Origin of the sequence: Devosia sp. 2618 (assembly GCF_040546815.1) — a bacterium.
GTDB lineage: Bacteria > Pseudomonadota > Alphaproteobacteria > Rhizobiales > Devosiaceae > Devosia.
Genome location: NZ_JBEPOO010000001.1, coordinates 3719261 through 3743156 on the forward strand (window position 1 = coordinate 3719261; position 23896 = coordinate 3743156).

The 23896-nt window shown below is 62.3% G+C and carries 19 protein-coding genes; 8 read left to right on the top strand and 11 right to left on the bottom strand.

The window, feature by feature from the left end; genetic code table 11:
* Window positions 1–14 precede the first annotated feature (14 nt).
* The 4 genes from miaB (at window position 15) to ABIE28_RS18365 (ending at window position 4310) form a co-directional block, all read left to right on the top strand.
* The gene (gene miaB / locus ABIE28_RS18350; RefSeq protein WP_354065442.1) at window positions 15–1412 is read left to right on the top strand and encodes a tRNA (N6-isopentenyl adenosine(37)-C2)-methylthiotransferase MiaB; all 1398 of its coding nucleotides are present in this window, start codon (window positions 15–17) and stop codon (window positions 1410–1412) included.
* A gap of 296 nt (window positions 1413–1708) precedes the next feature.
* A complete protein-coding gene (locus tag ABIE28_RS18355; protein WP_354065444.1) occupies window positions 1709–2740 on the top strand; it encodes a PhoH family protein in 1032 nt (343 codons plus the stop codon).
* Window positions 2741–2820: 80 nt separating this feature from the next.
* Window positions 2821–3210 carry an rRNA maturation RNase YbeY gene (gene ybeY, locus ABIE28_RS18360; RefSeq protein ID WP_502913407.1) on the top strand — a complete coding sequence of 130 codons (390 nt, stop codon included), beginning with the start codon at window positions 2821–2823 and terminating at the stop codon, window positions 3208–3210.
* Window positions 3211–3392: 182 nt separating this feature from the next.
* Window positions 3393–4310, top strand: a complete 918-nt coding sequence (locus ABIE28_RS18365; RefSeq protein ID WP_354065446.1) for a hemolysin family protein — start codon at window positions 3393–3395, stop codon at window positions 4308–4310.
* 245 nt (window positions 4311–4555) lie between these two features.
* Here ABIE28_RS18365 and ABIE28_RS18370 read toward each other — a convergent pair whose 3' ends face one another.
* Window positions 4556–5122, bottom strand: coding sequence for a NifU family protein (locus ABIE28_RS18370; protein WP_354065448.1), 567 nt, complete (start codon window positions 5120–5122; stop codon window positions 4556–4558).
* 126 nt (window positions 5123–5248) lie between these two features.
* Here ABIE28_RS18370 and ABIE28_RS18375 point away from each other — a divergent pair, with 126 nt between their 5' ends.
* Window positions 5249–5548 carry a DUF3817 domain-containing protein gene (locus ABIE28_RS18375; RefSeq protein ID WP_354065450.1) on the top strand — a complete coding sequence of 100 codons (300 nt, stop codon included), beginning with the start codon at window positions 5249–5251 and terminating at the stop codon, window positions 5546–5548.
* A 171-nt stretch (window positions 5549–5719) separates the two neighbouring features.
* On the opposite strand, the gene ABIE28_RS18380 is transcribed toward ABIE28_RS18375, so the two are convergent.
* The 9 genes from ABIE28_RS18380 to ABIE28_RS18420 all read right to left on the bottom strand — a co-directional run bounded on the left by ABIE28_RS18380 (window position 5720) and on the right by ABIE28_RS18420 (window position 19904).
* Window positions 5720–6190: a universal stress protein gene (locus tag ABIE28_RS18380; RefSeq protein ID WP_354065452.1), complete on the bottom strand. Its 471-nt coding sequence runs from the start codon at window positions 6188–6190 to the stop codon at window positions 5720–5722.
* Between the two features lie 65 nt (window positions 6191–6255).
* A complete protein-coding gene (gene trpS, locus ABIE28_RS18385) occupies window positions 6256–7287 on the bottom strand; it encodes a tryptophan--tRNA ligase (RefSeq protein WP_354065453.1) in 1032 nt (343 codons plus the stop codon).
* A 97-nt stretch (window positions 7288–7384) separates the two neighbouring features.
* On the bottom strand, window positions 7385–8947 hold the full coding sequence (murJ, locus tag ABIE28_RS18390; protein WP_354065455.1) for a murein biosynthesis integral membrane protein MurJ: 1563 nt from the start codon (window positions 8945–8947) through the stop codon (window positions 7385–7387).
* 270 nt (window positions 8948–9217) lie between these two features.
* The gene (locus ABIE28_RS18395; RefSeq protein WP_354065457.1) at window positions 9218–12013 is read right to left on the bottom strand and encodes a [protein-PII] uridylyltransferase; all 2796 of its coding nucleotides are present in this window, start codon (window positions 12011–12013) and stop codon (window positions 9218–9220) included.
* The gene (mutS, locus tag ABIE28_RS18400; RefSeq protein WP_354065459.1) at window positions 11994–14687 is read right to left on the bottom strand and encodes a DNA mismatch repair protein MutS; all 2694 of its coding nucleotides are present in this window, start codon (window positions 14685–14687) and stop codon (window positions 11994–11996) included. The genes ABIE28_RS18395 and mutS overlap by 20 nt, the downstream gene beginning before the upstream one ends.
* Window positions 14688–14922: 235 nt before the next feature.
* Window positions 14923–15726 carry a DUF2189 domain-containing protein gene (locus ABIE28_RS18405; RefSeq protein ID WP_354065461.1) on the bottom strand — a complete coding sequence of 268 codons (804 nt, stop codon included), beginning with the start codon at window positions 15724–15726 and terminating at the stop codon, window positions 14923–14925.
* A 274-nt stretch (window positions 15727–16000) separates the two neighbouring features.
* Window positions 16001–17308, bottom strand: coding sequence for a xylose isomerase (xylA, locus tag ABIE28_RS18410; RefSeq protein WP_354065463.1), 1308 nt, complete (start codon window positions 17306–17308; stop codon window positions 16001–16003).
* A complete protein-coding gene (gene xylB, locus ABIE28_RS18415; RefSeq protein WP_354065465.1) occupies window positions 17305–18768 on the bottom strand; it encodes a xylulokinase in 1464 nt (487 codons plus the stop codon). Before xylB ends, xylA begins: the two co-directional genes overlap by 4 nt.
* Before the next feature lie 92 nt (window positions 18769–18860).
* Window positions 18861–19904 (bottom strand): LacI family DNA-binding transcriptional regulator, encoded by a 1044-nt coding sequence (locus ABIE28_RS18420; protein WP_354065467.1) that lies wholly within the window; start codon window positions 19902–19904, stop codon window positions 18861–18863.
* Between the two features lie 119 nt (window positions 19905–20023).
* Between ABIE28_RS18420 and ABIE28_RS18425 the strand changes: the two genes are divergently transcribed.
* From ABIE28_RS18425 to ABIE28_RS18435, 3 genes are all read left to right on the top strand, one after another.
* A complete protein-coding gene (locus ABIE28_RS18425; RefSeq protein WP_354065469.1) occupies window positions 20024–21034 on the top strand; it encodes an aldose epimerase family protein in 1011 nt (336 codons plus the stop codon).
* 200 nt (window positions 21035–21234) lie between these two features.
* Window positions 21235–22353 (top strand): epoxide hydrolase family protein, encoded by a 1119-nt coding sequence (locus tag ABIE28_RS18430; RefSeq protein WP_354065471.1) that lies wholly within the window; start codon window positions 21235–21237, stop codon window positions 22351–22353.
* A 93-nt stretch (window positions 22354–22446) separates the two neighbouring features.
* Window positions 22447–23160, top strand: a complete 714-nt coding sequence (locus ABIE28_RS18435; RefSeq protein ID WP_354065473.1) for a helix-turn-helix transcriptional regulator — start codon at window positions 22447–22449, stop codon at window positions 23158–23160.
* A gap of 38 nt (window positions 23161–23198) precedes the next feature.
* Here ABIE28_RS18435 and ABIE28_RS18440 read toward each other — a convergent pair whose 3' ends face one another.
* Window positions 23199–23834 (bottom strand): DUF1294 domain-containing protein, encoded by a 636-nt coding sequence (locus tag ABIE28_RS18440; protein ID WP_354065475.1) that lies wholly within the window; start codon window positions 23832–23834, stop codon window positions 23199–23201.
* Between the last annotated feature and the right edge of the window lie 62 nt (window positions 23835–23896).

The following is a 23896-nucleotide window of genomic DNA, read 5'->3' on the forward strand; positions in this document are numbered from 1 at the left end:
GCTAAAGAGCGCCCATGACCGAGATCCGCGCCAATACCAAAAAGCTGTTCATCAAGACCTATGGCTGCCAGATGAACGTCTATGACAGCGACCGCATGACCGATGCGCTGGCGCCGCACGGCTATGAGACAACGCTCGATATGGCGCAGGCAGACTTGGTGCTGCTCAACACCTGCCACATCCGCGAAAAGGCCTCCGAAAAGGTATTTTCCGAACTCGGCCGGCTCAAGGACATGCAGACCGAACGGCGCGCCATGGGCGGCGACGTGGTGATCGGCGTTGCCGGCTGCGTGGCGCAGGCCGAGGGCGAGGAAATCGCCCGTCGTGCGCCGGTGGTCGACATGGTGTTTGGGCCGCAGGCCTATCACAAACTGCCTGAAATGCTGGCGCGCACCCAGGCGCAACGGCATATGCATCAGGCGCTGCGCAAGCCGATCGTCGACACGGACTTCCCTGAGGAAGACAAGTTCGAACACCTGCCGGCGGCGCGCAAGGAAGTCACCATCAAGCGTGGCCTCACCGCTTTTCTGACGGTGCAGGAAGGCTGCGACAAGTTCTGTTCGTTCTGCGTGGTGCCCTATACGCGTGGCGCCGAAGTTTCCCGCCCGGTCAGCCAGATTCTCGCCGAAGCGCGCGGGCTGGTCGATGCCGGCGTCAAGGAAATCACCCTGCTGGGCCAGAACGTCAACGCCTATCACGGGCTCGACGGGACTGGCCGCTCGATCAATCTGGGAGAGCTGGCCTATATGCTGGCTGAAATTTCCGGGTTGGAGCGGCTGCGCTACACCACCAGCCATCCGCGCGACATGGACGACGCGCTGATCGAAGCCCATCGCGACCTCGATATCTTGATGCCCTATCTGCACCTGCCGGTGCAGTCGGGTAGCGACAAAATTCTCAAGGCCATGAACCGCCGCCATACCGGCGCCGAGTACATGAAGGTCATCGAGCGCATCAAGAATGCGCGGCCTGACATGGCATTGTCGGGCGATTTCATCGTCGGCTTCCCCGGCGAAACCGATCAGGACTTTGAAGACACGCTCAAGATCATCGCCGATGTCGGCTATGCCTCGGCCTATTCGTTCAAATATTCGACGCGCCCCGGCACGCCGGGCGCAAACCTGGGCGATCAGGTGGCCGAAGAGGTCAAGAACGAACGCCTGTGGCGCCTGCAGGATCTGGTCAACGCGCAGACCACCGCGTTCCACGCAAGCTGCGTCGGCAAGACCCTGCCCGTTCTGATCGAACGCCCCGGCCGCATGGCTGGCCAGGTCGGTGGACGCTCGCCGTATCTCCAGGCCGTCCACCTCGACGGCAGCACCGACCTGATCGGCGCAATCCATCAGGTCGAAATCATCGGCACCAGCACCAACTCGCTGGTCGGTCGCTTGAAGGTGGCCGTGGCAGCTTAGGTGAAGCGGCACCCGATTGGCATCGGGCGGACCTCGCCCGATCTGCCGACGAGCGGTCTGGACGTCAAGGCGGACAGCATGCCCTTGCGGCCTCCTCTTGCCATTCGGCCATAGGCCTCATGGCCTCCAAAGCTAAAATTGCTCCACTGGAGCAATTTTGCGACCTTGTCGCCGCCTTGGAGCGTCACAATATTGCTACAGACATGGGACCCAAATCGTCCTAGCGTCGTTAATGTAGACGCGGCGCAAGCCCGCAGCCGCGCTGAGCGTGGAGCCACACCAGTTTGAGCAGGCACTTGTCACCGACAGCAGACAACGCACTCGCATCGCAACTCGAACTCGCTTTTGAAGATAATCGTCTGGCAGCGCAGCTGTATGGCGATTTCGACCAGAACCTCGCGCTGATCGAGCAGCGGCTCAAGGTTTCGGCCACGCCACGCGGTAATCACGTCTTGCTCAAGGGTGCTGCCTCATCGGTGGACCAGGCGCGACGCGTTCTCGAATCGCTTTACGGATCACTCGAAGAAGGCCGCACGGTCGGGATTTCCGACGTCGATGGCGTCATTCGCATGATCCAGACCGAAGACAGCCAGCTGACCCTGCCGACGCTCGAGCGCAAGGGCAAGGTGCGCATGGCCCAGATCGCCACGCGCAAATCCACCATTGTCGCCCGCACGCCCGCCCAGGACGCCTATATGCGCGCCATGGAGCGGAGCGAGCTGGTGTTTGGCGTGGGTCCGGCCGGTACCGGCAAGACCTATCTGGCAGTGGCGCATGCCGCTTCGCTGCTTGAACGTGGCGATATCAACCGCATCATCCTGTCGCGCCCGGCCGTCGAAGCGGGCGAGCGTCTGGGCTTTCTGCCCGGCGACATGAAAGAGAAGGTCGATCCCTATCTGCGGCCGCTCTATGACGCCCTCTACGACATGATGAAGCCCGAAAATGTCGAGCGCTGCATCACGTCAGGCATTATCGAAGTGGCGCCGCTGGCCTTCATGCGTGGACGTACTCTGGCCAATGCGGTCGTCATTCTCGACGAAGCGCAGAACACCACATCGATGCAGATGAAGATGTTTTTGACCCGTCTGGGCGAGAACTCGAAAATGATCGTCACCGGCGATCCGACCCAGGTCGACCTGCCGCGCGGCGAAAAATCGGGGCTCGTGGAAGCCATCGGACTGCTCGATGGTGTGGAAGGCGTGCATATTTCCCGGTTCAACGACAAGGATGTGGTGCGCCACGCTCTGGTCGGGCGCATCGTTCGCGCTTATGAAGCCGATACGGCCAAGAAACTGGCCGAGAAGGCTACTGAAGGAATTACGCGCTGACCGCATCGCCGCTCGAAATCGCCATTATCCGCAATGATGACGCCTGGCCGGAGGATCTCGATCCTCTGGCGGAACGCGCCGTGCTGGAAGCCCTCAAGCAATCCAAGGCCAAGGTCAAAGGGGCGGCGGAGCTTTCCATCCTGCTCACCAATGACGAAGAACAGCGCGAGCTCAACCAGCAATGGCGTAGCAAGGACAGCTCGACCAATGTGCTGAGCTTCCCCCAGATCGAGCCATTTGACCCAGTCGTGGGCATTCTGGGCGATATCACGCTGGCTCGCGAAACCTTGATCCGCGAGGCGGCCGAACAGGGCGTGACCTTCGAGGCGCACTTCACGCACCTTGTGGTGCATGGATTTCTGCATATTTTAGGATATGATCACCTCACAGACGCTGAGGCCGAAGAGATGGAGGGCCTCGAAACCCGCATCTTGGCAAGCCTTGGGGTCGAAGACCCCTATGCCGACTAAGGTCAGAACAGTTATGTTCGGCGCCGTTTCACCGTTTAAGGACAAATAGCCGCCACGTGCGGCGAGAGACAATGAGCGACAGCGACAGTACGGGCCCCTCGGCGCCCAATAACCCCGAGCCCCCTTCTAGCACCGCCTCCGTCCCAGCGCGGGGGCCTTCGATCTGGAATCGCTTCCGCGCCATGCTGGCACGAGGAACGGTTTCTCTGCGCGATGACCTACAGGTCGCGCTCGATGAGCAAGGGAGCGCAGAAAGCGCGGACTTCTCCGAGAGCGAGCGCACGATTCTGCAAAACGTGCTCAAGCTTTCCAACGTTTCGGTCGGCGACGTCATGGTCGAGCGCAGCGACATCCAGGCCATTGAGGCCGATGTCAATCTGGGCACGCTGATCGCCCGCTTCCGTCAGGTGCGCCATTCGCGCCTGCCCGTTTACGACGACAATCTCGACAACATTTTGGGCTTCATCCATGTCAAGGATGCACTGTCCAAGATTACCGAGCCGGTGACGGACCCGGAAAAGGAAGTGCCGGTCAAACTGGTTTCGACCGTGCTCAAGCAGAAGCTGACCAAGCTCGACATCACGCGCGACGCGATGTTTGTGCCTACCTTCATGCCGGTGGGTGACCTCTTGCAGTCGATGCGCGCCAGCCGCGTGCATATGGCCATCGTGGTCGACGAATATGGCGGCACCGATGGTCTGGTGACCATCGAAGACCTGCTCGAAGCCGTTGTGGGCGAGATCGAGGACGAGCATGACGAACTCGCCGCCTCGCTGATCCGCAAGGTTGGCGTCGACACCTATATCGCCGATGCCCGTGCGGAGCTTAGCGATGTGCAGAAGCTGATCGGCCCCGATTTCGATCCGGGCGATTATGCCGATGACGTCGAGACCATTGGTGGTCTGGTGTTTGATCTCGCGGGCCACGTGCCCAAGCGCGGCGAACGCGTGACGCGGCTGGATGGTTTCGAGTTCGAGATTTTGGCGGCCGACAGCCGGCGGATCAAGCGGCTGCGCATTCGTCGCAAGCGGGACGATGTTGCCGAGCCGCTAGCGATTACCGACCAGCGCAGCGAGGCCCAAAAGGCCGCTGCGGAATGATTAAAGGCCCGGGGGAAACCTGGGCTTTTTGTTAGATCGCAAGCAAGGACACCCCCACCTAACCTCCCCCTGAAAAGGGGAGGAATCCGTCCGGTGGATCGGCGCAATCTTTCCAAGAACGCAATTGGTGCTCTCCCCCTATCAGGGGGAGGCTGGGTGAGGGTGTCCCCGTCAAAGAACCAGCTATAAAACAAAAGGCCCAAGGATTGCTCCCTGGGCCTTAGGCTTGCTGCGTAACTGTTTACTTAGACTTGCTGGACCTGCTCGACGCCGGGAACGAAGTGGCGGAGCAGGTTTTCAATGCCGCTCTTGAGGGTTGCGGTCGAGGATGGGCAGCCCGAGCAGGCGCCCTGCATGTGCAGGAACACGGTGCCTTCCTTGAAGCCCTTGAAGGTGATGTCGCCGCCATCCATGGCCACGGCTGGGCGCACGCGGGTGGCCAGCAGTTCCTTGATGACTTCGACAGTTTCGCTGTCTTCGGGTTCGAAGAATTCATCGACTTCGTCGTGATTGGCGACGTCAACGCCGCCTTCGGTGATCACGGGCTTGCCCGACAGGAAGTGGTCCATGATGACGCCGAGAATGGCTGGCTTGATATGGGCCCAGTTGGTGTCGTCCTTGGTCACCGAGATGAAATCGGAGCCGAGGAATACGCCGGTAACGCCGGAAATGCCGAACAGGCCCTGCGCCAGAGGCGATGCGACCGTGGCCTCGACGCTGCGGAAATCGCGCGGCTCACCAACCAGCACATCGCGCCCCGGAAGGAACTTGAGGGTCGCTGGATTTGGCGTGGCTTCGGTCTGGATGAACATTGAGGCTTCCTCGGCGGCAGTCGATTTAGAATGTTTCTAAAATAGCTTTTTTGGCGCTGGGCGCAAGCCCTTTTGCGACCTTTGGCCACCTCGCGGCGGCGACGGCATATGCGCTAATCACATAACATGATCCAGCTATTCAGATATATCGGGGTTTTTGAGGGGCTTACAACCCTGGCCCTGTTCCTCGTCGCCATGCCAGCAAAATACTGGTTCGGCTATCCCGACATGGTGCCGCCGGTCGGCATGATCCACGGCGTGGCCTTTATCGGCTACCTGCTGGCGATGGTGATCTGCTTGTGGGGCAGGGGCTTTTCGGCATGGGAATGGACCCGGACGACACTCGCATCGTTCTTCCCGTTCGGGACATTTTTGAACGATCCCATGCTCAAGCGCAAACAGGCGCAAAGTGCGGTGATTGGTTAGCACATAGTTAGCATTGACGCGGTGAGCGTGTGAATCCAAACGCGCTGCGCTGTCCTCGCACTTGATCCGAGGGCAGCATGGTGGGTGTGGGGGCGTGTGCCATTCGAGCGTAGCTCTCATGGCCTGCTTCCTTAAAATCAGTCCACCGGACTGATTTTGCCGATGGCCCAATCAGCAGATTTCGATGATCTCGGCGTCGCTCATGCGGCCGGGGACGATGGTCAAGGGGATGGGCAGGGCGTTGGCGCGTTCGGCGAAGTGGATGACCAGCGGGCCGGGGCCTTCGTTGGAGACCGAGGCGCCCAGCACCAGAATGGCGATGTCGTGGTCGGCGGCGATGACGCGTTCGATTTCTTCGGGGGCGTCGCCTTCGCGGATGACCGATTCCACCTTGATGTCGCCAATGTCGCGCAGGCGGGCGAGGCGGGTGTCGAGATTGCGCTCGGCTTCTTCGACCGCTTCAGCTCGCAGCACGTCTTCGACACCCAGCCCGATGAATTCGGGTTTCTGGATGACGCTCATCAGCACCACGGTGCCGCCGGTACGCTTGGTGCGGTAGGCGGCAAAGGTCAGGGCGCGGTCGCATTCGACCGTCTCGTCGATGACGACGAGGAACTTGCGCTTGTATTCGGTTTCGTACATTGCCGCCTCTCAATCGGGGCGCGCCCTGGGGGGCAGAGCGCGCCGCGTTGGTGTTGAAACGCTGTTTAGCGGACGAAGCCCACGATATTGCGGATGTCGGCCATGATCGGCTCGGCGATGGCGCGGGCGCGTTCGGCGCCGTTGCGCAGGATGGTGTCCATCTCGCCGCGATCAGCCACCAGACGCTTCATTTCGTCAGCGATGGGCGCAAGCTTGGCAACGGCCAGATCGGCCAGAGCCGGCTTGAACGTGCCCCAGCCCTTGCCGCCAAATTCGCCCAGCACATCATCGACGGTGCGGTTGGAGAGCGCTGCATAGATGCCGACGAGGTTTTCGGCCTCGAGCCGACCGGCAAGGCCAGCGGCTTCGCTTGGCAGCGCATCGGCATCGGTGGTGGCGCGCTTGATCTTTTTGGCGATCAGGTCGGCGTCGTCCATCATGTAGATTACCGAGAGGTCCGACTCGTCGGACTTGCTCATCTTCTTGGTGCCGTCCTTGAGCGATTTGACGCGCATGGCCGGGCCCGTCGCCATGGTCTCGGTGATGGGGAAGAAGTCGCCCTTGTGGCCCAGCGATTTGATCTGCTTTTTGAAGTCGTGGTTGAACTTCTTGGCAATGTCGCGGGTCAGTTCAAGGTGCTGCATCTGGTCTTCGCCGACCGGGACGCCCGTGGCCTTATAGAGCAGGATATCGGCCGCCATCAGGGACGGATAGGCGAACAGACCCAGCGAAACGTTTTCGCTGTTATCGCCGGACTTGTCCTTGAACTGGGTCATGCGGGCCATCCAGCCCATGCGCGCGACGCAGTTGAGGATCCAGCCGAGTTCGGCGTGTTCCATCACCTGGGACTGATTGAAAATGATCGACTTGGCTGGATCGACACCGGCCGCGATATAGGCGGCGGCGATCTCATACGTCCAGCGCTTGAGGTCTTCTGGCTCCTGCCACACCGTGATCGCGTGCATATCGACGACGCAATAGATGGTCTCGTGGGTATCCTGCAGCGGCACAAAGCGGCGGATGGCGCCGAGATAGTTGCCCAGATGCAGATCGCCCGAGGGTTTGATGCCGGAAAAAACGCGGGGAGTGAAGGACATGGGTAGAGCCTAGCAGTTCATAAGAAGCGGTCCAGTCGCAACCCATATATCTGATAGAGCGCGATGTCATCCCGGCGCGGGGGGATGAGGTTCGACGCTAGCCCCGCCGTCTGAGGCGACGGAGGAGGGCGCCCATGGGCTGGGCGCCGGTGATGTGGACCAGAGTGAAATAGACCACCATGCCAAAGCCGACCAGCAGGCCTAGGACGCCGACCTGTTCCCAGATCGGGGCTGTGGTCGCCATATGACGGGCGCCGCGGGCGGCCAGTAGATAAAGCGCCCCGCCCATGATGACGCTGATGGCGATGATCAGGCCATGCTTGCGCCATTCGGCCCAGGTGAGTGCGAAATGGCCGCGCCGCGCCAGAAAGGCGGCCAGCATGATGGCATTGAGCCAGGCCGAGATCGAGGTCGCGAGCGCAATGCCGACATGGAGATAGGTCGGGAACAGCAGCAGCGACAGGCCGATATTGGCGACGACGGAAATGCCGGCGAAAATGGTGGGCGTGATGGTGTCTTCGCGGGCGAAATAGCCCGGCTGCAGCACGCGGATCAGCACATAGGCGGGCAGGCCGGTCGAAAAGGCGATCAGCGCCTGGGCAGTCTGGTAGCTGGCGACGGCATCGAAGGCGCCGCGTTCGAACAGGACGCGGACGATGGGCTCGGCCATGGCGATCAGCGCCGTGGCGGCGGGCATGGACAGCAGCATGGCGATGAGCAGGGACTGGTCCTGGGTGGCGCGCGCTTCGGTATCGCGGCCGCCCTTGAGGTGGCGGCTCAGCTCGGGCAGCAGCACCGTGCCAATGGCAATGCCGATAATGCCGAGCGGCAATTGGTAGAGCCGATCGGCATAGTTGAGGATCGAAATGGCATTGTCGGCGCCCGAGGCGATGATGGTGCCGACGAAAATATTGATCTGGGTAATGCCGCCGGTGAGGATGGCCGGAATGGCCAGCACCCAAAAGCGGCGCACTTCGGGATCAAACCGCGGCAGGCGGAAGCCGGGCACGAAGTCGGCTCGCTTGATGGCGGCCCAGACCAGCCACAGCTGCGCCAGTCCGCCGAACATGGTGGCGACACCGACCCAGACGGCAGCACCCGCCGGGTCCTGCACCCAGAAGGTCACCAGCGGGATCATGGCGGCGATATTGACGATGTTGAGGATGACCGGGGCGAAGGCGGCGGCAAAAAAGCGCCCGAGGGAATTGAGGATCGCGCCATAGGCCGCCATAAGCGACATGCAGGCGAGATAGGGGAACATGATCCGCGTCAGCAGGACGGTGAGGTCGAACTTGTCCTTGTCATCGACAAAGCCCGGCACGAAAGCGACCATCAGCTGCGGCATGAAGATTTCAGCCAGGATCGTCACGACCACCAGCATGGCGACGAGCCAGCTCATGATGCGGGCGGCGAGATCCCGCGCTTCGTCGGGGCCTTGCTTTTCGAGGGCGCCCGAGAACATCGGCACAAAGGCGGTGTTGAAGGCACCTTCAGCAAAGAGGCGCCGGAACAGGTTTGGGAAGCGGAAGGCGGCAAAAAAGGCGTCGGCGGCGGGGCCAGTGCCCAGCACAGCCGCCATCAGCGCATCACGGGCAAAGCCAGCGACGCGGGACACGAGGGTGAGCCCGCCAACGGAGAGGAAATTGCGGTAGAGGCTCATGATCTAGGGGATACCCCCACCCAGCCTCCCCCTGATAGGGGGAGGAGCTTGCTCAGCGTGCGGGTCAGCGCCGTGCCACTGCCCGGGTTTGATACATTGGCCTGGGCTGGGTCTTTCTTCTCCCCATCGGGGAGAAGGTGGCGCGCAGCGTCGGATGAGGGGGTGCTTTGGCTCAAGCCGGCGCGTCGCGCAGGTCCGAGCGCCCCCTCACCGACTCGCGCCTTGCGCGAGCCACCTCTCCCCGATGGGGAGAGGAAAAAAGGCGCCATGCTAGCCATTGCCGCTCTTCTGCTCTGCCCGGGGGTGGAACACGCTCATCAGGGCGTCGTGGATTTTGCGTTGGCGGGGCTTGGCCATGATTTTCTGGCCGGTGAGGTCGGTGACGTAGAAAACGTCGACGGCCTTTTCGCCGTAGGTGCCGATATGGGCCGAACCGATGGTGAGGTTGAGATCGGCGATCTGATGGGTCAAAGCGTGCAAGAGGCCCAGGCGATCAAGGCCTGACACTTCGATGACGGTGAACTTTTCAGACAAGGCATTGCTGACTGAGACCTGCGCCGGCAGGGCGAAGGGTTTGAGGCGCTTGTTATGGCGGCTTTCCTTGCCCAGATCGATCAGGATGGTGCGCTTGCCCTGCAGCAATTGTTTGACCGTATCGATGATGCGGGTGGCGCGGACCTTTTCGTCTTCGTCGGACGTGAAGGTGCGGCGCAGGCGGAAGGTGTCGATGGCGTGGCCGTCGCGGGTCGAGAAAATCTGCGCGCCGATAATGGAGGCATCCTGCATGGTGCAGGCGCCAGCGATCAGCGACAGCAGGCGCGGATGGTCGGGGGTATAGAAGCTGACTTCGGTAATGCCCTCGAAAGCCTTGATGCGGATCGAGCCGGCGAAGGGCTGGCCCGACATATCGGCCTGCCGGATCATGCGGGCATGTTCGATCTGCAGTTCCGGCTCGGCGCGGAGCCAGTAATGATCGTAGTGGCGGGCGATATAGGTTTGCACGTCGGCCGGTGGCCAGGCTTCGAGCGCCTTGGCCAGATTGTGCCGGGCATGTTCGATGCGGTCGGACTGGGTGACCTGGCTGTGGCCGCCGGACAGCAGCGGCTCGGTGGCGTAGTAGAGGGCGCGTAATAGCGAGCCCTTCCAGCCGGTCCAGACGCCGGGACCCACCGCGCGAATATCGCAGGCGGTGAGGATCATCAGCAGCGCCAGTCGTTGCGGCGATTGCACCACATCGGCAAAGGCTTTGGCGGTTTCGGGGTCCTGAATATCGCGGGCCTGGGCGATCTCGCTCATCAGCAGGTGATGTTCGATCAGCCAGGCGACGGTGTCGGTTTCGGCGGCCGACAGGCCAAAGCGCGGGCAGAGCTTTTTGGCGATCTTGGCGCCGGCCGTGGAGTGATCCTCGGGGCGGCCCTTGGCGATATCGTGCAGAAACAGCGCGACATAAAGCAGGCGTGTGTCGTTGAGCTGGGGCAGCAATTCGTGGGTTAGCGGCAGCTCGGTACGCAGGCCACCATTGGCGATCTGGGCCATGACGCCGACGGCGCGGATCAGATGCTCGTCCACCGTATAGTGGTGGTACATGTTGAACTGCATTAGCGCGACGATTTTGCCGAAATCGGGCACGAACTTGCCGAGCACGCCGCTCTCGTTCATCTGGCGCAGGATGCGTTCGACCGATTGCGGATCGGTCAGGATGGTCAGGAAATACTCGTTGGCCTTGCGGTCATTGCGCACCTTGTTGTCGATCAGGTGCAGCGAGCGGGTGATGACCTTGATGGCGTCGGGGTGGAACAGCAATTGTTCTCGGCCCGCCGCGAGGAACACGCGGATCAGGTTGACCGGGTCTTTTTCAAAGATATCGGGCGCCGCGATATTGAGGCGGCCGGTATCGAGCACGAAATCGGTTTCGCCCTTGATCTTGCTGCGGCCCTGGCGGAACGGGGCGAGCACACGACCAACGATATCCATATCCTTGGCGTGATTGAATTCGAGGCTGGCGCAGATGATGCGGGTGAGGTCCCCGACATCCTTGGCGACGAGGAAATAGCGCTTCATGAAACGCTCGACGCCGAGCATGCCGACGCGCTGGGCATAGCCCATGCGCTGGGCCAGTTCGGGCTGGACGTCAAAGGTCAGTTTTTCTTCGGCGCGATGGGTCACGAAATGGAGGTGACAGCGCACGGCCCAGAGGAAATCCTCGGCGCGGGAGAACAGGCGATATTCGGCGGCTGACAGCACGCCCTTGCCGACCAGTTCATGGCTGGTCTTGACCTGGTAGAAGTATTTCCCGATCCAGAACAGCGTGTTGAGGTCGCGCAGGCCACCCTTGCCGTCCTTGATATTGGGCTCGACCACATAGCGGGTATTGCCCATCAGCTTGTGGCGCTCGTCGCGCTCGGCCATTTTGGCGGCGATGAATTCGGGGCCCGTCTTGGGCATGATTTCGGTTTCAAAGCGATGGATCAGCTGATCGAACAGCGTCTTGTCGCCGGTCAGGAACCGCGCTTCGAGCGTTGCGGTGCGCACGGTCATGTCGGCGCGGGCCATGCGGATACATTCGTCGACCGAACGGACGGCGTGGCCGACCTTTTGGCCCAGATCCCACAGCATATAGAGGATATATTCGGTGACCTGCTCGCCCCAGGGCGTTTGCTTATAGGGCAAGATAAACAGCAGATCGATGTCGGAGCCGGGGGCCAACGTGCCGCGGCCATAGCCGCCGACGGCCGAGAGCGCGATGGCTTCGGCGCCGGAGGGATTATCGACCGGATAGACGCGGCGCGTGGCGAAGAGATGCACCGCCGTAATGATTTCGTCTTCGGCGGCGCTCAGGTTCTGCGCGCAGCGGGTGCCCTTGTTGGTGGCCAGCAATTCGGCTTCGGCCTGTTCGCGGGCCTCGGCCAAAGTCTGGCGAATATGGGCCAGCACGATGGCGCGGGCGGCGCTTGATTTGGGAGCCTCATCGCCAATAGCAGCATCGAGCTCGCCGAGAATGGTCTCGGCGGGTTTGAGCGCGAATAGCGGTTTTCGCGGCTTTGCCTCAGCTTCGGCGAGCGTCATCGCGGATTTTCTTCAACTCGTAGAGCGCTTCAATCGCTTGCTTGGGGGTCATTTCATCGGGACGAACGGCGTCGAGCGCTAAGTGTACCGGGTCTTTCTCAACGGGCCGTGAAACCGGCTGATGCGCGAAAAGTGGCAGATCGTCTAGCACGCTGGCTTTCTGGCTGGAAGAGGCGGTTCCGGCCGAGCGCTGTTCGAGCACGGTCAGCACCTGACGGGCGCGGGCCAGCACCGGCTCGGGCAGGCCGGCGAGACGCGCCACCTGGATGCCATAGGAGCGGTCGGCGGCGCCGGGGCCAACTTCGTGCAGGAACACCACTTCGCCCTCCCACTCGCGCACTTTCATGGTGACATTGCTGACACGGGCCAGGCTCTTGGCGAGGCTGGTCAATTCGTGGAAGTGGGTGGCGAAAAGCGCGCGGCAACCGGTGGTGTTGTGCAGCGCTTCGACGGCAGCCCAGGCGATGGAAAGACCATCGAAGGTGGCGGTGCCGCGGCCGATTTCGTCCAGCACGACAAGCGAACGGCGGGTGGCGCGGTTGAGAATAGCGGCGGTTTCGACCATTTCGACCATGAAGGTCGAGCGGCCATGCGCGATATCGTCGCTGGCGCCGACGCGCGAGAAAACGCGGTCGATGACGCCGATATGGGCGGAGGAAGCGGGCACGAAGCTGCCCATTTGCGCGAGGATGGCGATCAGCGCGTTCTGGCGCAGGAAGGTCGATTTACCGCCCATATTGGGGCCGGTGACCAGCCAGAGCGCACCACCGCCACTGGCATCGTCGCCCGACAGGTCAGCGTCATTGGCGACAAAGCTCTGGCCTTCGCTCATCACCATGTCTTCAACGACCGGGTGGCGGCCGCCATGGATGGCGAAGGCGAGGGAGTTGTCGATTTCGGGGCGGGTATAGGAGCGGGTGGCGGCCAGATGGGCGAGCGCCGTGGTGACGTCGAGTTCGGCCAAAGCATCGGCCAGCTGGCGCAGCGCATCGGTGCGACCCAAAACGTCCTGCCGCAGGGTGGCGAAAATTCGCAGTTCGATTTCGAGCGCTGCCTCATGGGCACGGGCGATGCGGCCTTCGAGTTCGGCCAGTTCGGTCGTCGTGAACCGCATGGCATTGGCCAGCGTCTGGCGATGAATGAAGGTCTGGCGATGCGGCTCTTCAAGGAGCTTGGTGCCATGAGCAGCCGGAACTTCAACGAAATAGCCGAGGACGCCGTTGTGGCGGATTTTGAGGGAGCGGACGTCGGTTTCGTCCATCAGGCGGGCCTGCAGCGCGGCGACGACGGCGCGGGTTTCGCTGGCCAAAGCGCGTTCGTCATCGAGCGCGGTATCGTAGCCCTTGCGCACGAAACCGCCGTCGCGGCTGAACAGGGGCAGCTCGTCGTCGAGGGCGAGCGAGAGTTCGGAGGCCAGCGGCAGGGGCGCGGCGGCAAGGGTTTGCACCAATCGCGCCAGAACCTCGGGCACATCCTGCAGGCGGGCGAAGTGCCCCGACAGTGCCGCAGCAGCGTTGACGGCTTTGCCAACCGAAGCGAGATCGCGCGGACCACCGCGATCCAGCGCAAGGCGAGTGAGGGCACGGGCCAGATCGGGCACGGATTTCAGATCAGCGCGCAGGCGGCCGGTGAGCAAGGTGTCGTTGGCGAGGAGGCCCACGGCGTCGAGGCGGGCATTGATGGCGGCCGACGCTGCCAAGGGCGCAGCGAGACGGGCGGACAGCAGGCGCGATCCCGGCGCAGTGACGGTGAGGTCTATGACCTGCCGGAGCGAGCCGCGTTGCTGGCCGCGCTGGGTCTGGTGCAGTTCAAGGCTCGAACGTGTGGCGGCGTCGATGGCCATATGGCGGCTGGCGGTTTCGGGAACCGGGGCGCGCAGGGCAACGCCGACGCCCTTCTGGCTTTCGCGTACATAGGCGACGATGGCGCCCAGCGCGGCTCGAGCGGCGCGCGACAGAGCACTTGGATCGAAATCGCCGCCAGGAAAGGCGTTGCGCAGGGCGTCGCTGGCGGCTTCGCTATCAAAGCTTTCGGCCGGGGCGGCGTGGGTGATCTCAACCCAGTTTGGCGCGAACAGATGCCGCTCGACCAGCGCCTGCCGGGTGGCGTCGGCCATCAGCAATTCGGCCGGGTCGATGCGGGCAAGTTCGTCCTGCAACTGCTCGGCAGAGAGATCGGCGGTGAAGGTTTCGCCGGTCGACACGTCGGCCCAGGCCAGAGCGAAATCGGTTTCGCCGTGGCGCACCATGGCGAGCGTCGCAAGGAAATTGGAGGTGCGGGCGTCGAGGTGATCGTCTTCGGTCAGCGTACCGGCCGTGATCAGGCGCACGACATCGCGTTTGACGACGGATTTGGCGCCGCGCTTTTTGGCTTCCTTGGGGTCTTCGATCTGCTCGCAGATGGCGACGCGATGGCCCAGCTTGATGAGCTTATTGAGATAGTCATTGGCGGCATGGATGGGCACGCCGCACATGCCGATATCTTCGCCCAGATGCTTGCCGCGCTTGGTGAGCACGATGCCAAGCGCAGCACTGGCGATCTCGGCGTCCTCAAAGAACAGCTCGTAGAAATCGCCCATGCGATAGAACAGCAGATAGCCCGGATTGACCGCCTTGATCTCGAAATACTGCGCCATCATGGGCGTCAAAGTGGGTTGAACGGTCGTCTGGTCCATCAGGCAACAGGTCTCGGCAGGAAAGCGGCGACCTTATGGCGTTCGATACGAAAATCCAACCGGGGGGTGCGCGTTAGGTGTGGGGATTTTGTGGATGGGGTTTTGGGGTTGGCGACTCGACAACGCCTCGCACCGTCATCACCCGGTTTGTCCGGGTGATCCATTCTGCAGCGTGCGTCAGCAGGTGGATTGCCCGGACAAGCCGGGCAATGACGGATGAGCGAGAGGTTCGGGATTAGACCGAGGCTGGTTCGACGACTTTGCGGTAGAGGTGCCAGGTGGCGTGGCCGAAGATGGGGATGACCACCGCCAGGCCGACAAAGATCGGTAGCGAGCCAAGGAACAGGCCAACGCCGACGATAACGCCCCAGGCCAGCATGGGAATTGGGTTGCGCAGGACGGCGCGGAACGAGGTTTCGACGGCAACGAACGCCCCGACATCGCGATCGAGCAGCAGCGGGAAGGCGATGACCGTGGTGCAGAGCGTGACCAGCGCAAACAGCGCGCCGAGCAGGGTGCCGACGATCAGCAATGTCATGCCGCCCGGTTCGCTGAACACCTGGGCGAACAGGCCATTGAGCGTTTGTGGCGTGGTGGAGCTGAAGACGGATTCGTAAAGCGCCTGCGCCGCGGTGAGCCACAGCGTGAAAAACACGAAGAGCATGACGCCAACCGCGGCGATGGAGCCAATAGCGGGCGAGCGCAGCACCTCAAAGGCATGCGACCAGCTGGTATCGAGGCCCTGTTCGCGCCGGCGGCTGATTTCATAAAGGCCGAGCGCGGCGAAGGGGCCGATCAGCGCAAAGCCGCCCACGAGCGGATAGAGCAGGGGCCAAGTGTAAAACCCGTTCATCCAGACAGTCAGCACAACGCCAATGACGGGATAGATCAGTGCCAGCATCACATAGTGGCTGGGCTTTTCCCAAAAGTCGGCCGCGCCCTGTCGCAGGGCGTCGAAGACATCTGAGATCGAGATGGTGCGAATGACGGGCACGTCGAGCTTGTCGCCGGCGCCGGATAGGACGTGGAAGTCTGCCATGGCTGGTCTCCGCTGTCAGTGGCAGAGAGCATTCGCCGGGTCGTCGGCCGGACTGGTTACAGCGCGGCTAGAAGCGAACGCGGTCTGTATCCGAGCCAGATTAGCCCGATTGGGGCGGCTTGTCGTCGGTGATCGGGAAAATGTGATTGAGGCACGACCCGTATCCTGCGACGGGCTCAGGATGAGGCCTACCGTTGGGCCGGTTCTCTAACAGCTGCGCGACCTCATGGTGATACCACGAGGTCGCGCGTGTTTGGGTCGGATGATCTGCCGCTTAGACGAAGCGGTTGACCAGGTTTTCGAGATATTCCTGGCGGCCGGACTTTGGCTGCGGGTTAATGCCATCGGCATGAACCTTGGCGGCGATGTCGGAGAGGCTCAGCTTGCCTGCGAGGATGTCCTTGCCCAGGCCATTGTCCCAACCGGCATAGCGGCCATCGAGCAGCTTGTCATATTCGCCATCCTCGATGAGCGCGACGGCGCCCTTGAGGCCGCGGGCCAGCGTGTCGAGGCCCAGAATGTGGCCATGCAGCAGGTCTGCGGGGTCGAGCGACTGGCGACGGACCTTGGCGTCGAAATTGAAGCCGCCCTTGCCCAGACCGCCCTGCTTGAGGATGTAGTAGAAGGCCAGCGCCATTTCGCCCGCATTGTTGGGGAAGTGATCGGTATCCCAGCCGGACTGCAGATCGTTGCGGTTGGCGTCGACCGAGCCGAGCTGGCCGAGCGACGAGGCGAGGGCCAGTTCGTGCTCGAAGGAGTGACCGGCCAGGAAGGCGTGGCCGACCTCGATGTTGCACTTCACCTTCTTTTCGAGGCCGTACTTCTGGAGGAAGCCAAAGACCGTCGCGACGTCGAAGTCGTACTGGTGCTTGCTTGGCTCCTGTGGCTTGGGCTCGATCAGGATCTGGCCCTTAAAGCCGATCTTTTCTGCATGCTCGATCACGAGGTGCAGGAAGCGGGCCATCTGGTCCTGTTCCTGGCCGATCTTGGTGTTGAGCAGGGTTTCGTAGCCTTCACGGCCGCCCCAGAGCACATAGTTCTCGCCGCCCAGTTCATTGGTCAGCTCGAGCACAGCCTTCACCTGGCCAGCGGCATAGGCGAAGATTTCGGGATCTGGATTGGTGGCAGCACCAGCCATGTAGCGGCGGTTGGAGAAGAGGTTTGCCGTGCCCCAGAGGAGCTTCTTGCCGGTTTCCTGCATCTTGGCAGACAGAATGTCGCCGATGACGCGCAGGTTCTTGTTGCTCTCTTCGAGCGTCGCGCCTTCGGGAGCCACGTCCACGTCGTGGAAGGCAAAGAAGGGCACGTCGATCAGGTTGAAAAATTCAAAGGCCACTTCAGCCTTGAGCTTGGCGCCTTCAAGGCCCTTGTCGAACCACGGACGATCAAAAGTACGGCCGCCGAACGGATCGCCGCCTTCCTGCGCCAAGGCATGCCAATAGGCGATGGCCGGGCGGATATGGTCTTCCATCCGCTTGCCGGCGATCCCTTCGTCCTTGTTATAATGGCGATAGGCCAGCGCGTTGCGGCTTTCAGGGCCTTCATACTTGACCTGGCTTAGGCCCTTGAAAAAATCACTCACGAACGTGCCTCCTCGATGGCAGGGTAGAGCGCGCGGTAACGCGCATATTGGTCGGAATAGGCGGCCGACAGGGATTTGTCGGGCGCAATGACGGTCTTGATCGGCGGCATGGTGATGACGGTGTGGGGATCGGCGCCCTCAGCGGCACAGAGGCCGAGACGGGCGGCGCCCAGTGCACCACCGAAATCGCCGTCCTCGGGGAGGGCGATTTCCATATCGAGATTGGTGGCGATCATCTTGAGCCAGAGCGCCGATCTGGCGCCACCGCCAACCGCCAGCAGGCGGTCAATCCTTGTGCCGGCATCGTGCAGTACGCGCTGGCAATCGCGGAAGGCGAAGGTCACGCCTTCCATGACGGCCTGCGTCAGGCGCGCTGGATCGGAGCGATGCGACAGGCCGGTGAAGGAGCCGCGGGCGCTGGCATTGTTGTGTGGCGTGCGTTCGCCAGAGAGGTAGGGCAGGAAGATTTCTTCGCCCGGACCGGTGAACGATGCCTCGGCAGCGCCCGACAGCTCGGCCTGTTTCTGGCCGGTAATGCGCGACAGCCAGTTGAGGCTATCGGTGGCGGACAGAATGACGCCCATCTGGTGCCAGGTATCGGGAATGGCATGGCAGAAGGCGTGGACGGCCGCTTCGGTATTGGGGCGGAATTTGTCGTTGGAGACAAACAGCACGCCCGACGTGCCGAGCGAGACAAAGCCTTCGCCGGGGCGAATGGCGCCGATACCGCAAGCGGCGGCGGCGTTATCGCCTGCGCCACCGGCAACGACGGCGGTGCCGGCAATGCCCCAGCGCGATGCCAGTTCGGCCTTGAGATTGCCTGAGGGCGCGGAGCCTTCGACGAGGCGCGGCATGTGGGAACGGTTGAGGCCGGTGACGGCCAGCAGCTCGTCTGACCAGTCGCGCTTGGCAACGTCGAGCCAGAGCGTGCCGGCGGCGTCGGACATGTCTTCGACATGCTCGCCGGTCAGCAGCAGGCGTACATACGCCTTGGGCAGCAGGACCTTGGCGATCTTGGCGTAAATCTCCGGCTCATGCTTGCGAACCCAGGCGATCTTGGGCGCCGTAAAGCCGGGCATGGCGATATTGCCCGAAATCTGGCGCAGGGTTGGAAGCGCCGCTTCCATTTCCTTGCACTCCGCTTCCGAGCGGCCATCGTTCCAGAGGATGCAGGGGCGAAGGACTTCGTCGTCCTTACCCAGCAGCGTCGCGCCATGCATGTGGCCGGAAAGGCCTATGCCGCGCACAGCAGCCAGTTCCTTGGGGTTGGACGCCTTGAGCTTGTCGATGGCGGCCAGCGTTGCGGTCCACCAATCGGCGGGGTTCTGTTCGGACCAGCCGGGATGGGGGCGCACGGGCTCGACGGCGGGGGCGGAGGCTTCGCCGAGGGCGCGACCATGCGCGTCGATCAGCAGGACCTTGACGCCGGATGTGCCGATATCAATGCCGAGATAAGTCATGAGGTACGTACCTCATTTTCGGGAATGCAAAACATCTGAACGTCCTCCAGGCCCAATTTTGGGCCACGCCGGTTTGATGATTGGCGCTGTCTTTAGCGCAGATTGTCGCGCAGGAAAATCCCAATTTCAATGGGGTTGCTGCTTCCGCTGCCATGGCCACCCAGTACCAGCGTGCGGGCGACGGCGATGGCTTCGCGAATTTCGCCATCGGGGTTCTGGTCGAGCACGACATCGACCGCGCCCGATTGCAGGCCGCGCCTCGTGGGTTCGGTCAGCTCGTGGGCGATGACGCGAATGGCGCCGGAGCGGGCGGAGGCATCAAGCGTAGCGACAAGCCCCGCATTACCCGCGCCCAGATTATAGAGCCCAGCCAGATCGGGGTGCCGCTCGAACAGGCGACCGACAATGGCCTGGGTTTCGCTGCGTTCGTCATGGCCTTCGACCGGGCCGATAAGTTCGATGGCGGGAAATTGCGCGCTGAGCACGGTCTGAAAACCCAGCAGGCGATCGGAATGGTCGCGCAGATGGAGCGACCCGGCGATGACGGCGACCTTGCCACCGTGGGGCAGGAACCGCCCCATCAGCGAGGCGGCGGTGCGGCCGGCCGCAACATTGTCGATGCCGATAAAGTGTCGGCGCTGTGAGCCGGGGAGGTCTGAGACCAGCGTCATCACCGCGATGCCGCGTTTGGCGGCGCTATCGACGGCGGCCTGCACCGAGGGTTCCTGGCTGGCGACGATGATGACGCAATCACAGGACCGGGCGTCGATGGCATCAAGGCTTTGTGCCAGCGCGTCGGCGTCGAGCGCCCTGATGCGGCGGATATCGATATGGACGCGATCGGTCAGAGCCGGGCCAGCGCGCTGTTCGACGGCAGCGGCAAGGCTGGCCATAAACTCGTTGGAGCTGTCGGGAATGACAAAGGTCAGCCGCAGATCGCGGGCCCGGGCCAGCAGCGATGCGCCCAGATCGCGCGAAAAGCCGATCTCGGCAATTGCGGCCTCGACTTTTTCGACCGTCGCGGCGCGCACGCCGGGGCGCGCGTTGAGCACGCGATCAACCGTTGCCAGCGAAACGCCGGCGGCCCGCGCCACATCGTGCACCGTAGCCCGGCGTCTAAGACCGATTTCGTTCACACTCGCTCCTGCATCACTGCCGTCAAGCTTTGGCAGCCCGACGCAAAAGGTCAAGTGCGACGTTGCAGGGGCCTATTGAAGCAGGCTACACGTTCCGCCCAGTTTCTACGGGGGCAATGATGGCCATAGCAGTCAGCAATTTCGGCGAATTCCGGGGCAAGCGCGTCGATCAGTTCCGTTTGGTCAGCGCGACCGGCGTGACTGTCGACCTGATCGGCTATGGCGTGGCGGTGCGCGACTGGCGCGTACCCGTCGCCGGCGGCGAACGCTCGGTGGTGCTGGGCTTCGACACGTTCGAGGCCTACGAAAAGCACAGCCCGCATTTCGGCTCGCTGGCTGGACGCGTCGCCAACCGCATCAAGGACGCGTCCTTTGATCTTAACGGCAAGACCTATCAGCTGGCCGCCAATCTGGGCACGCTGCAGCTTCATGGCGGCGAAGAAGGCCTGGGCCGTCAGGTGTGGGACGGGCAGGTCGACGAAGCTAACAACAGCGTGCGCTTCACCCATTTTTCGCCTGATGGCGCAATGGGTTATCCCGGCAATGTCAATTTCTCGGCGACCTATACGCTCAAGGGCAATCGCCTGAAGCTGGAGCTGAGCGCAACGACCGATCAGGCGACGCCGATCAGCCTGGTGCAGCACCAGTATTTCAACCTCGGCACGACCGCCGATGTGCTGGATCATACGATCCAGGTCAATTCGAGCGCCTATACGCAGCTTGGTGATGATCTGGCGGCGACCGGCGCCATCCTGCCATCGCGCGGCACGATCTATGACCTGCGCACGCCGCGCACGATGCGCGACAGTGCCGGCAAGCCGGTCGATTACGATATCGGCATGGCGCTCGATACCGGCCGCAACAATACCGATCCGGTTGCGACGGTGGTGTCGCCGGACAAGGATTTGACGCTCAAGCTGTGGACCGACCGCCCGGGTGTGCAGGTTTACAATGGCGTGTCGACCAATGTGCCGGTACCGGGCCTCAATGGCGCGACCTATGGAAAGAATTCGGGCTTCTGCCTTGAAGATCAGGCCTATGCCGACGCGCTGCACAATCCGCATTTCCCCAATGTGATTTACTCGCCGGAGCGGCCGTATCGGCACTGGTGTGAGTTCGAGATCGCCTGAGGGCCGGCTGCACCAACCCAAAGCCCTTCGTCATTGCCCGGCTTGTCCGGGCAATCCATGCCGCCGCGCGCGCTGAGAGATGGATCACCCGGACAAGCCGGGTGATGACGAAGGACCGAATCGTCTTGGAAGCCGCCATACTGACGTGAGCTGTCAGGGCCTTGGCACATTGTTTCTCCAACGCAGATTGGAGAAACGTCATGCCGACACCCTTCACCGTCTCAATTCCCGATAGCGCCATTACCGATCTCAAATATCGACTGGCCCAGACGCGGTTTCAGCAGGCCATGGACGGGGTCGGTTGGGGCGATGGCATTGACGATGCCTTCCTGCGCAGGTTCGTCGACTATTGGGGCCAGCACTTTGACTGGCGCGCTGCCGAGGCGCGGCTCAATGGATTTGCGCAATTTACCGAAGTGGTGAATGGCGAAACGGTCCATTTCGTCCATGTGCGTGGGCGTGGGCAGACCAATGTGCCGATCCTGCTGGCCAATGGCTGGCCGTCCAATTTCGTTGAATTGCTGCCGCTGGTGCCGCTCTTGACCGAGCCGGTCGATGGCGTGGCGTTTGACGTGATCATTCCGTCGCTGCCCGGTTATGGTTTTTCGAGCCAGCCGGCCGCGCCCGGCATGAACCATGCGCGGATTGCCCCGCTTTGGGCGGAGCTGATGACGCGGCTCAACTATCCCAGATTTCTGGCCTCGGGGTCGGATATGGGCGCTGGCGTGGTGATGGCGCTGGTGCGCGATTTTCCCGAACGGCTGATCGGGGCGCATTACGTCAATGTCTATTATGGCTTCCCCAAGCCGGATGATCCGACACCGGCAGAGGCCGCCTGGTTGCAGCGCATGGGGGCGTGGAGCATACACGAGGGCGCCTATGCCATGGAGCAGGGCACAAAGCCCGCCACGCTAGCCGTTGGGCTCAATGATTCACCCGCTGGCCTAGCCGCGTGGATTTTGGAAAAGTTCAAGGCATGGAGCGACAATGGCGGCGACCTTGAGCACGTCTTCGATTTCGAAACGCTGGCGACCATTCTCTCGATCTACTGGTTTACCCGCACGATAGGATCGTCGGTGCGGCTTTATAAGGAGGCCTTTGCCGATCCGACGCTGGCGGAAAAGCCACCGCGCCATACTGTGCCGCACGGCATTTTGGCGATGCTGGCCGAGGACCCAGCGCCACGCGACTGGGGCGAACGCAATTTGTGGAACATCGTGCGCTGGACCGAACTGCGCAGCGGCGGGCATTTTCCGGCGCTGGAAGTGCCGGAGGCAATGGCGCATGATCTGCGGGCGTTTCATGGCCAGATCGCCTGAACCTGCTGCCGTTGCGCCAGGCCGCTCCCCATTTGGGGGAGTTGGCCGGGCCCACAGAATCTGGCACCTAGGCCGCCGCAAGGAGACTGCCCGATGGACAAGACCGAACGCCTGTTCGCCGTCATGGATGCGCTGCGTCGGCACCGCATGCCGGTCACGGCTGCCGCGCTGGCAGAAGAGCAGGGCGTGTCGGTGCGCACGCTCTATCGCGATGTGCAGACGCTTATCGGCCTCGGTGCGCCTATCGATGGCGAAGCGGGGGTTGGCTATATGCTAAAGCCCGGATTCTTCTTGCCGCCGCTGATGTTTACGCCCGAGGAACTCGAAGCCCTGGTGCTCGGCGCCCGCTGGGTCGGGGCGCAGCCCGACGATGGCCTGGGCGCTGCGGCGCAGAATGCCCTGGCCAAGATCGCCACCGCGTCTCCCGAAGACCTACGCGACCGGATCAACGATACGGGGCTGTGGCCGGTGGCGGTGTGGGGCGAGAAAAAGCCGATGCCGGTGCTGGCGCAGGTGCGGCAGGCGATGCGCACGGAAAAAGCGCTGCGGATTTCCTATGAGGATGAGGGCGGCAATCCGAGCGAGCGCACGATCTGGCCGGTGCAGCTGGCCTACTACGAGGGCAAGCAGACCATTGCTGCCTGGTGCTGTCTGCGCACGGCGTTCCGCAATTTTCGCACCGACCGCATTATCGAGCTGACGATCACCGAAGAACGCTATGGCAAGCGCCGGGCCGTGCTGGAACGCGAGTGGCGCGATGGCTGGCAATATGACCGACGCTATGGCGGCGGGGATTTGCTGGGTTAAATCGCGCGGTGTTCCACGTGAATCACGCGCGCTGACGATCAGTAACCGCCCGGAAACAGCATTTTGAAGCCGCCAAAGGCGAGCGCGGCGAGGCCCAGCGTGTGGGCCAGCGCAATCGCCCAGGTGGTGGCGACAAAGCGCGGCTTAACCGTTTTGTGGCGGTAAACTTCCTGCGCCGCGAGACCGCCGATAATGCCAAAGCACAGATCGACCACATGCAGATTGGTTTCGCTGACGCGGTATTGGCCGGTAATGGCGTAGAGCTTGTCGAAGCGATAGAGCAGCGCCGAGGCGGTGCCCATGGCCGCATAAAGCAGCGCCAGCCAGGCCGGGGCATGGCCGGTGCTGATGGCGACGAGAATGAGGATCGTCATCATGGTCGCGGCAGCGGTGCGCAGCCCGACCGCATAGCGCGAGACATTGCCTTGCGCCTGCTTGATATCGCGCAGGGTTTGCTGTGGCGCGGGAATGGAGGCGGTGACCGTCACATCGACGGCGGACAGGCGCCCCTTGCGGCCGACGGCGGTCTCAAAGCTCAGCGTATCGCCGATGCGGGGCCGGCTGACGCCGGTCATTTTCGAGATGTGGACGTAGTAATCCCGGCCCGTGTCGTCGCGCACGAAGCCGTAACCGCCTTTATTATTCCACTGGACCAGTTCGCCCGATCTTCGCATTTTGTCCTACTGCCACGACATTACGACTATTATGGGACGATTATCCTATTGTCAGGCGGTGA

What these genes read in the sequence shown, in the direction of transcription:
- ABIE28_RS18395 (WP_354065457.1), bottom strand. Translation starts at nt 12,013, where the DNA reads ATGACGCTCGCCGAAGCTGAGGCAAAGCCGCGAAAACCGCTATTCGCG.
- murJ (WP_354065455.1), bottom strand. Translation starts at nt 8,947, where the DNA reads ATGAGCCTCTACCGCAATTTCCTCTCCGTTGGCGGGCTCACCCTCGTG.
- ABIE28_RS18380 (WP_354065452.1), bottom strand. Translation starts at nt 6,190, where the DNA reads ATGTACGAAACCGAATACAAGCGCAAGTTCCTCGTCGTCATCGACGAG.
- ABIE28_RS18435 (WP_354065473.1), top strand. Translation starts at nt 22,447, where the DNA reads ATGGACAAGACCGAACGCCTGTTCGCCGTCATGGATGCGCTGCGTCGG.
- ABIE28_RS18425 (WP_354065469.1), top strand. Translation starts at nt 20,024, where the DNA reads ATGGCCATAGCAGTCAGCAATTTCGGCGAATTCCGGGGCAAGCGCGTC.
- ABIE28_RS18430 (WP_354065471.1), top strand. Translation starts at nt 21,235, where the DNA reads ATGCCGACACCCTTCACCGTCTCAATTCCCGATAGCGCCATTACCGAT.
- xylB (WP_354065465.1), bottom strand. Translation starts at nt 18,768, where the DNA reads ATGACTTATCTCGGCATTGATATCGGCACATCCGGCGTCAAGGTCCTG.
- ABIE28_RS18370 (WP_354065448.1), bottom strand. Translation starts at nt 5,122, where the DNA reads ATGTTCATCCAGACCGAAGCCACGCCAAATCCAGCGACCCTCAAGTTC.
- miaB (WP_354065442.1), top strand. Translation starts at nt 15, where the DNA reads ATGACCGAGATCCGCGCCAATACCAAAAAGCTGTTCATCAAGACCTAT.
- ABIE28_RS18375 (WP_354065450.1), top strand. Translation starts at nt 5,249, where the DNA reads ATGATCCAGCTATTCAGATATATCGGGGTTTTTGAGGGGCTTACAACC.
- ABIE28_RS18405 (WP_354065461.1), bottom strand. Translation starts at nt 15,726, where the DNA reads ATGGCAGACTTCCACGTCCTATCCGGCGCCGGCGACAAGCTCGACGTG.
- ABIE28_RS18365 (WP_354065446.1), top strand. Translation starts at nt 3,393, where the DNA reads ATGCTGGCACGAGGAACGGTTTCTCTGCGCGATGACCTACAGGTCGCG.
- trpS (WP_354065453.1), bottom strand. Translation starts at nt 7,287, where the DNA reads ATGTCCTTCACTCCCCGCGTTTTTTCCGGCATCAAACCCTCGGGCGAT.
- mutS (WP_354065459.1), bottom strand. Translation starts at nt 14,687, where the DNA reads ATGGACCAGACGACCGTTCAACCCACTTTGACGCCCATGATGGCGCAG.
- ABIE28_RS18440 (WP_354065475.1), bottom strand. Translation starts at nt 23,834, where the DNA reads ATGCGAAGATCGGGCGAACTGGTCCAGTGGAATAATAAAGGCGGTTAC.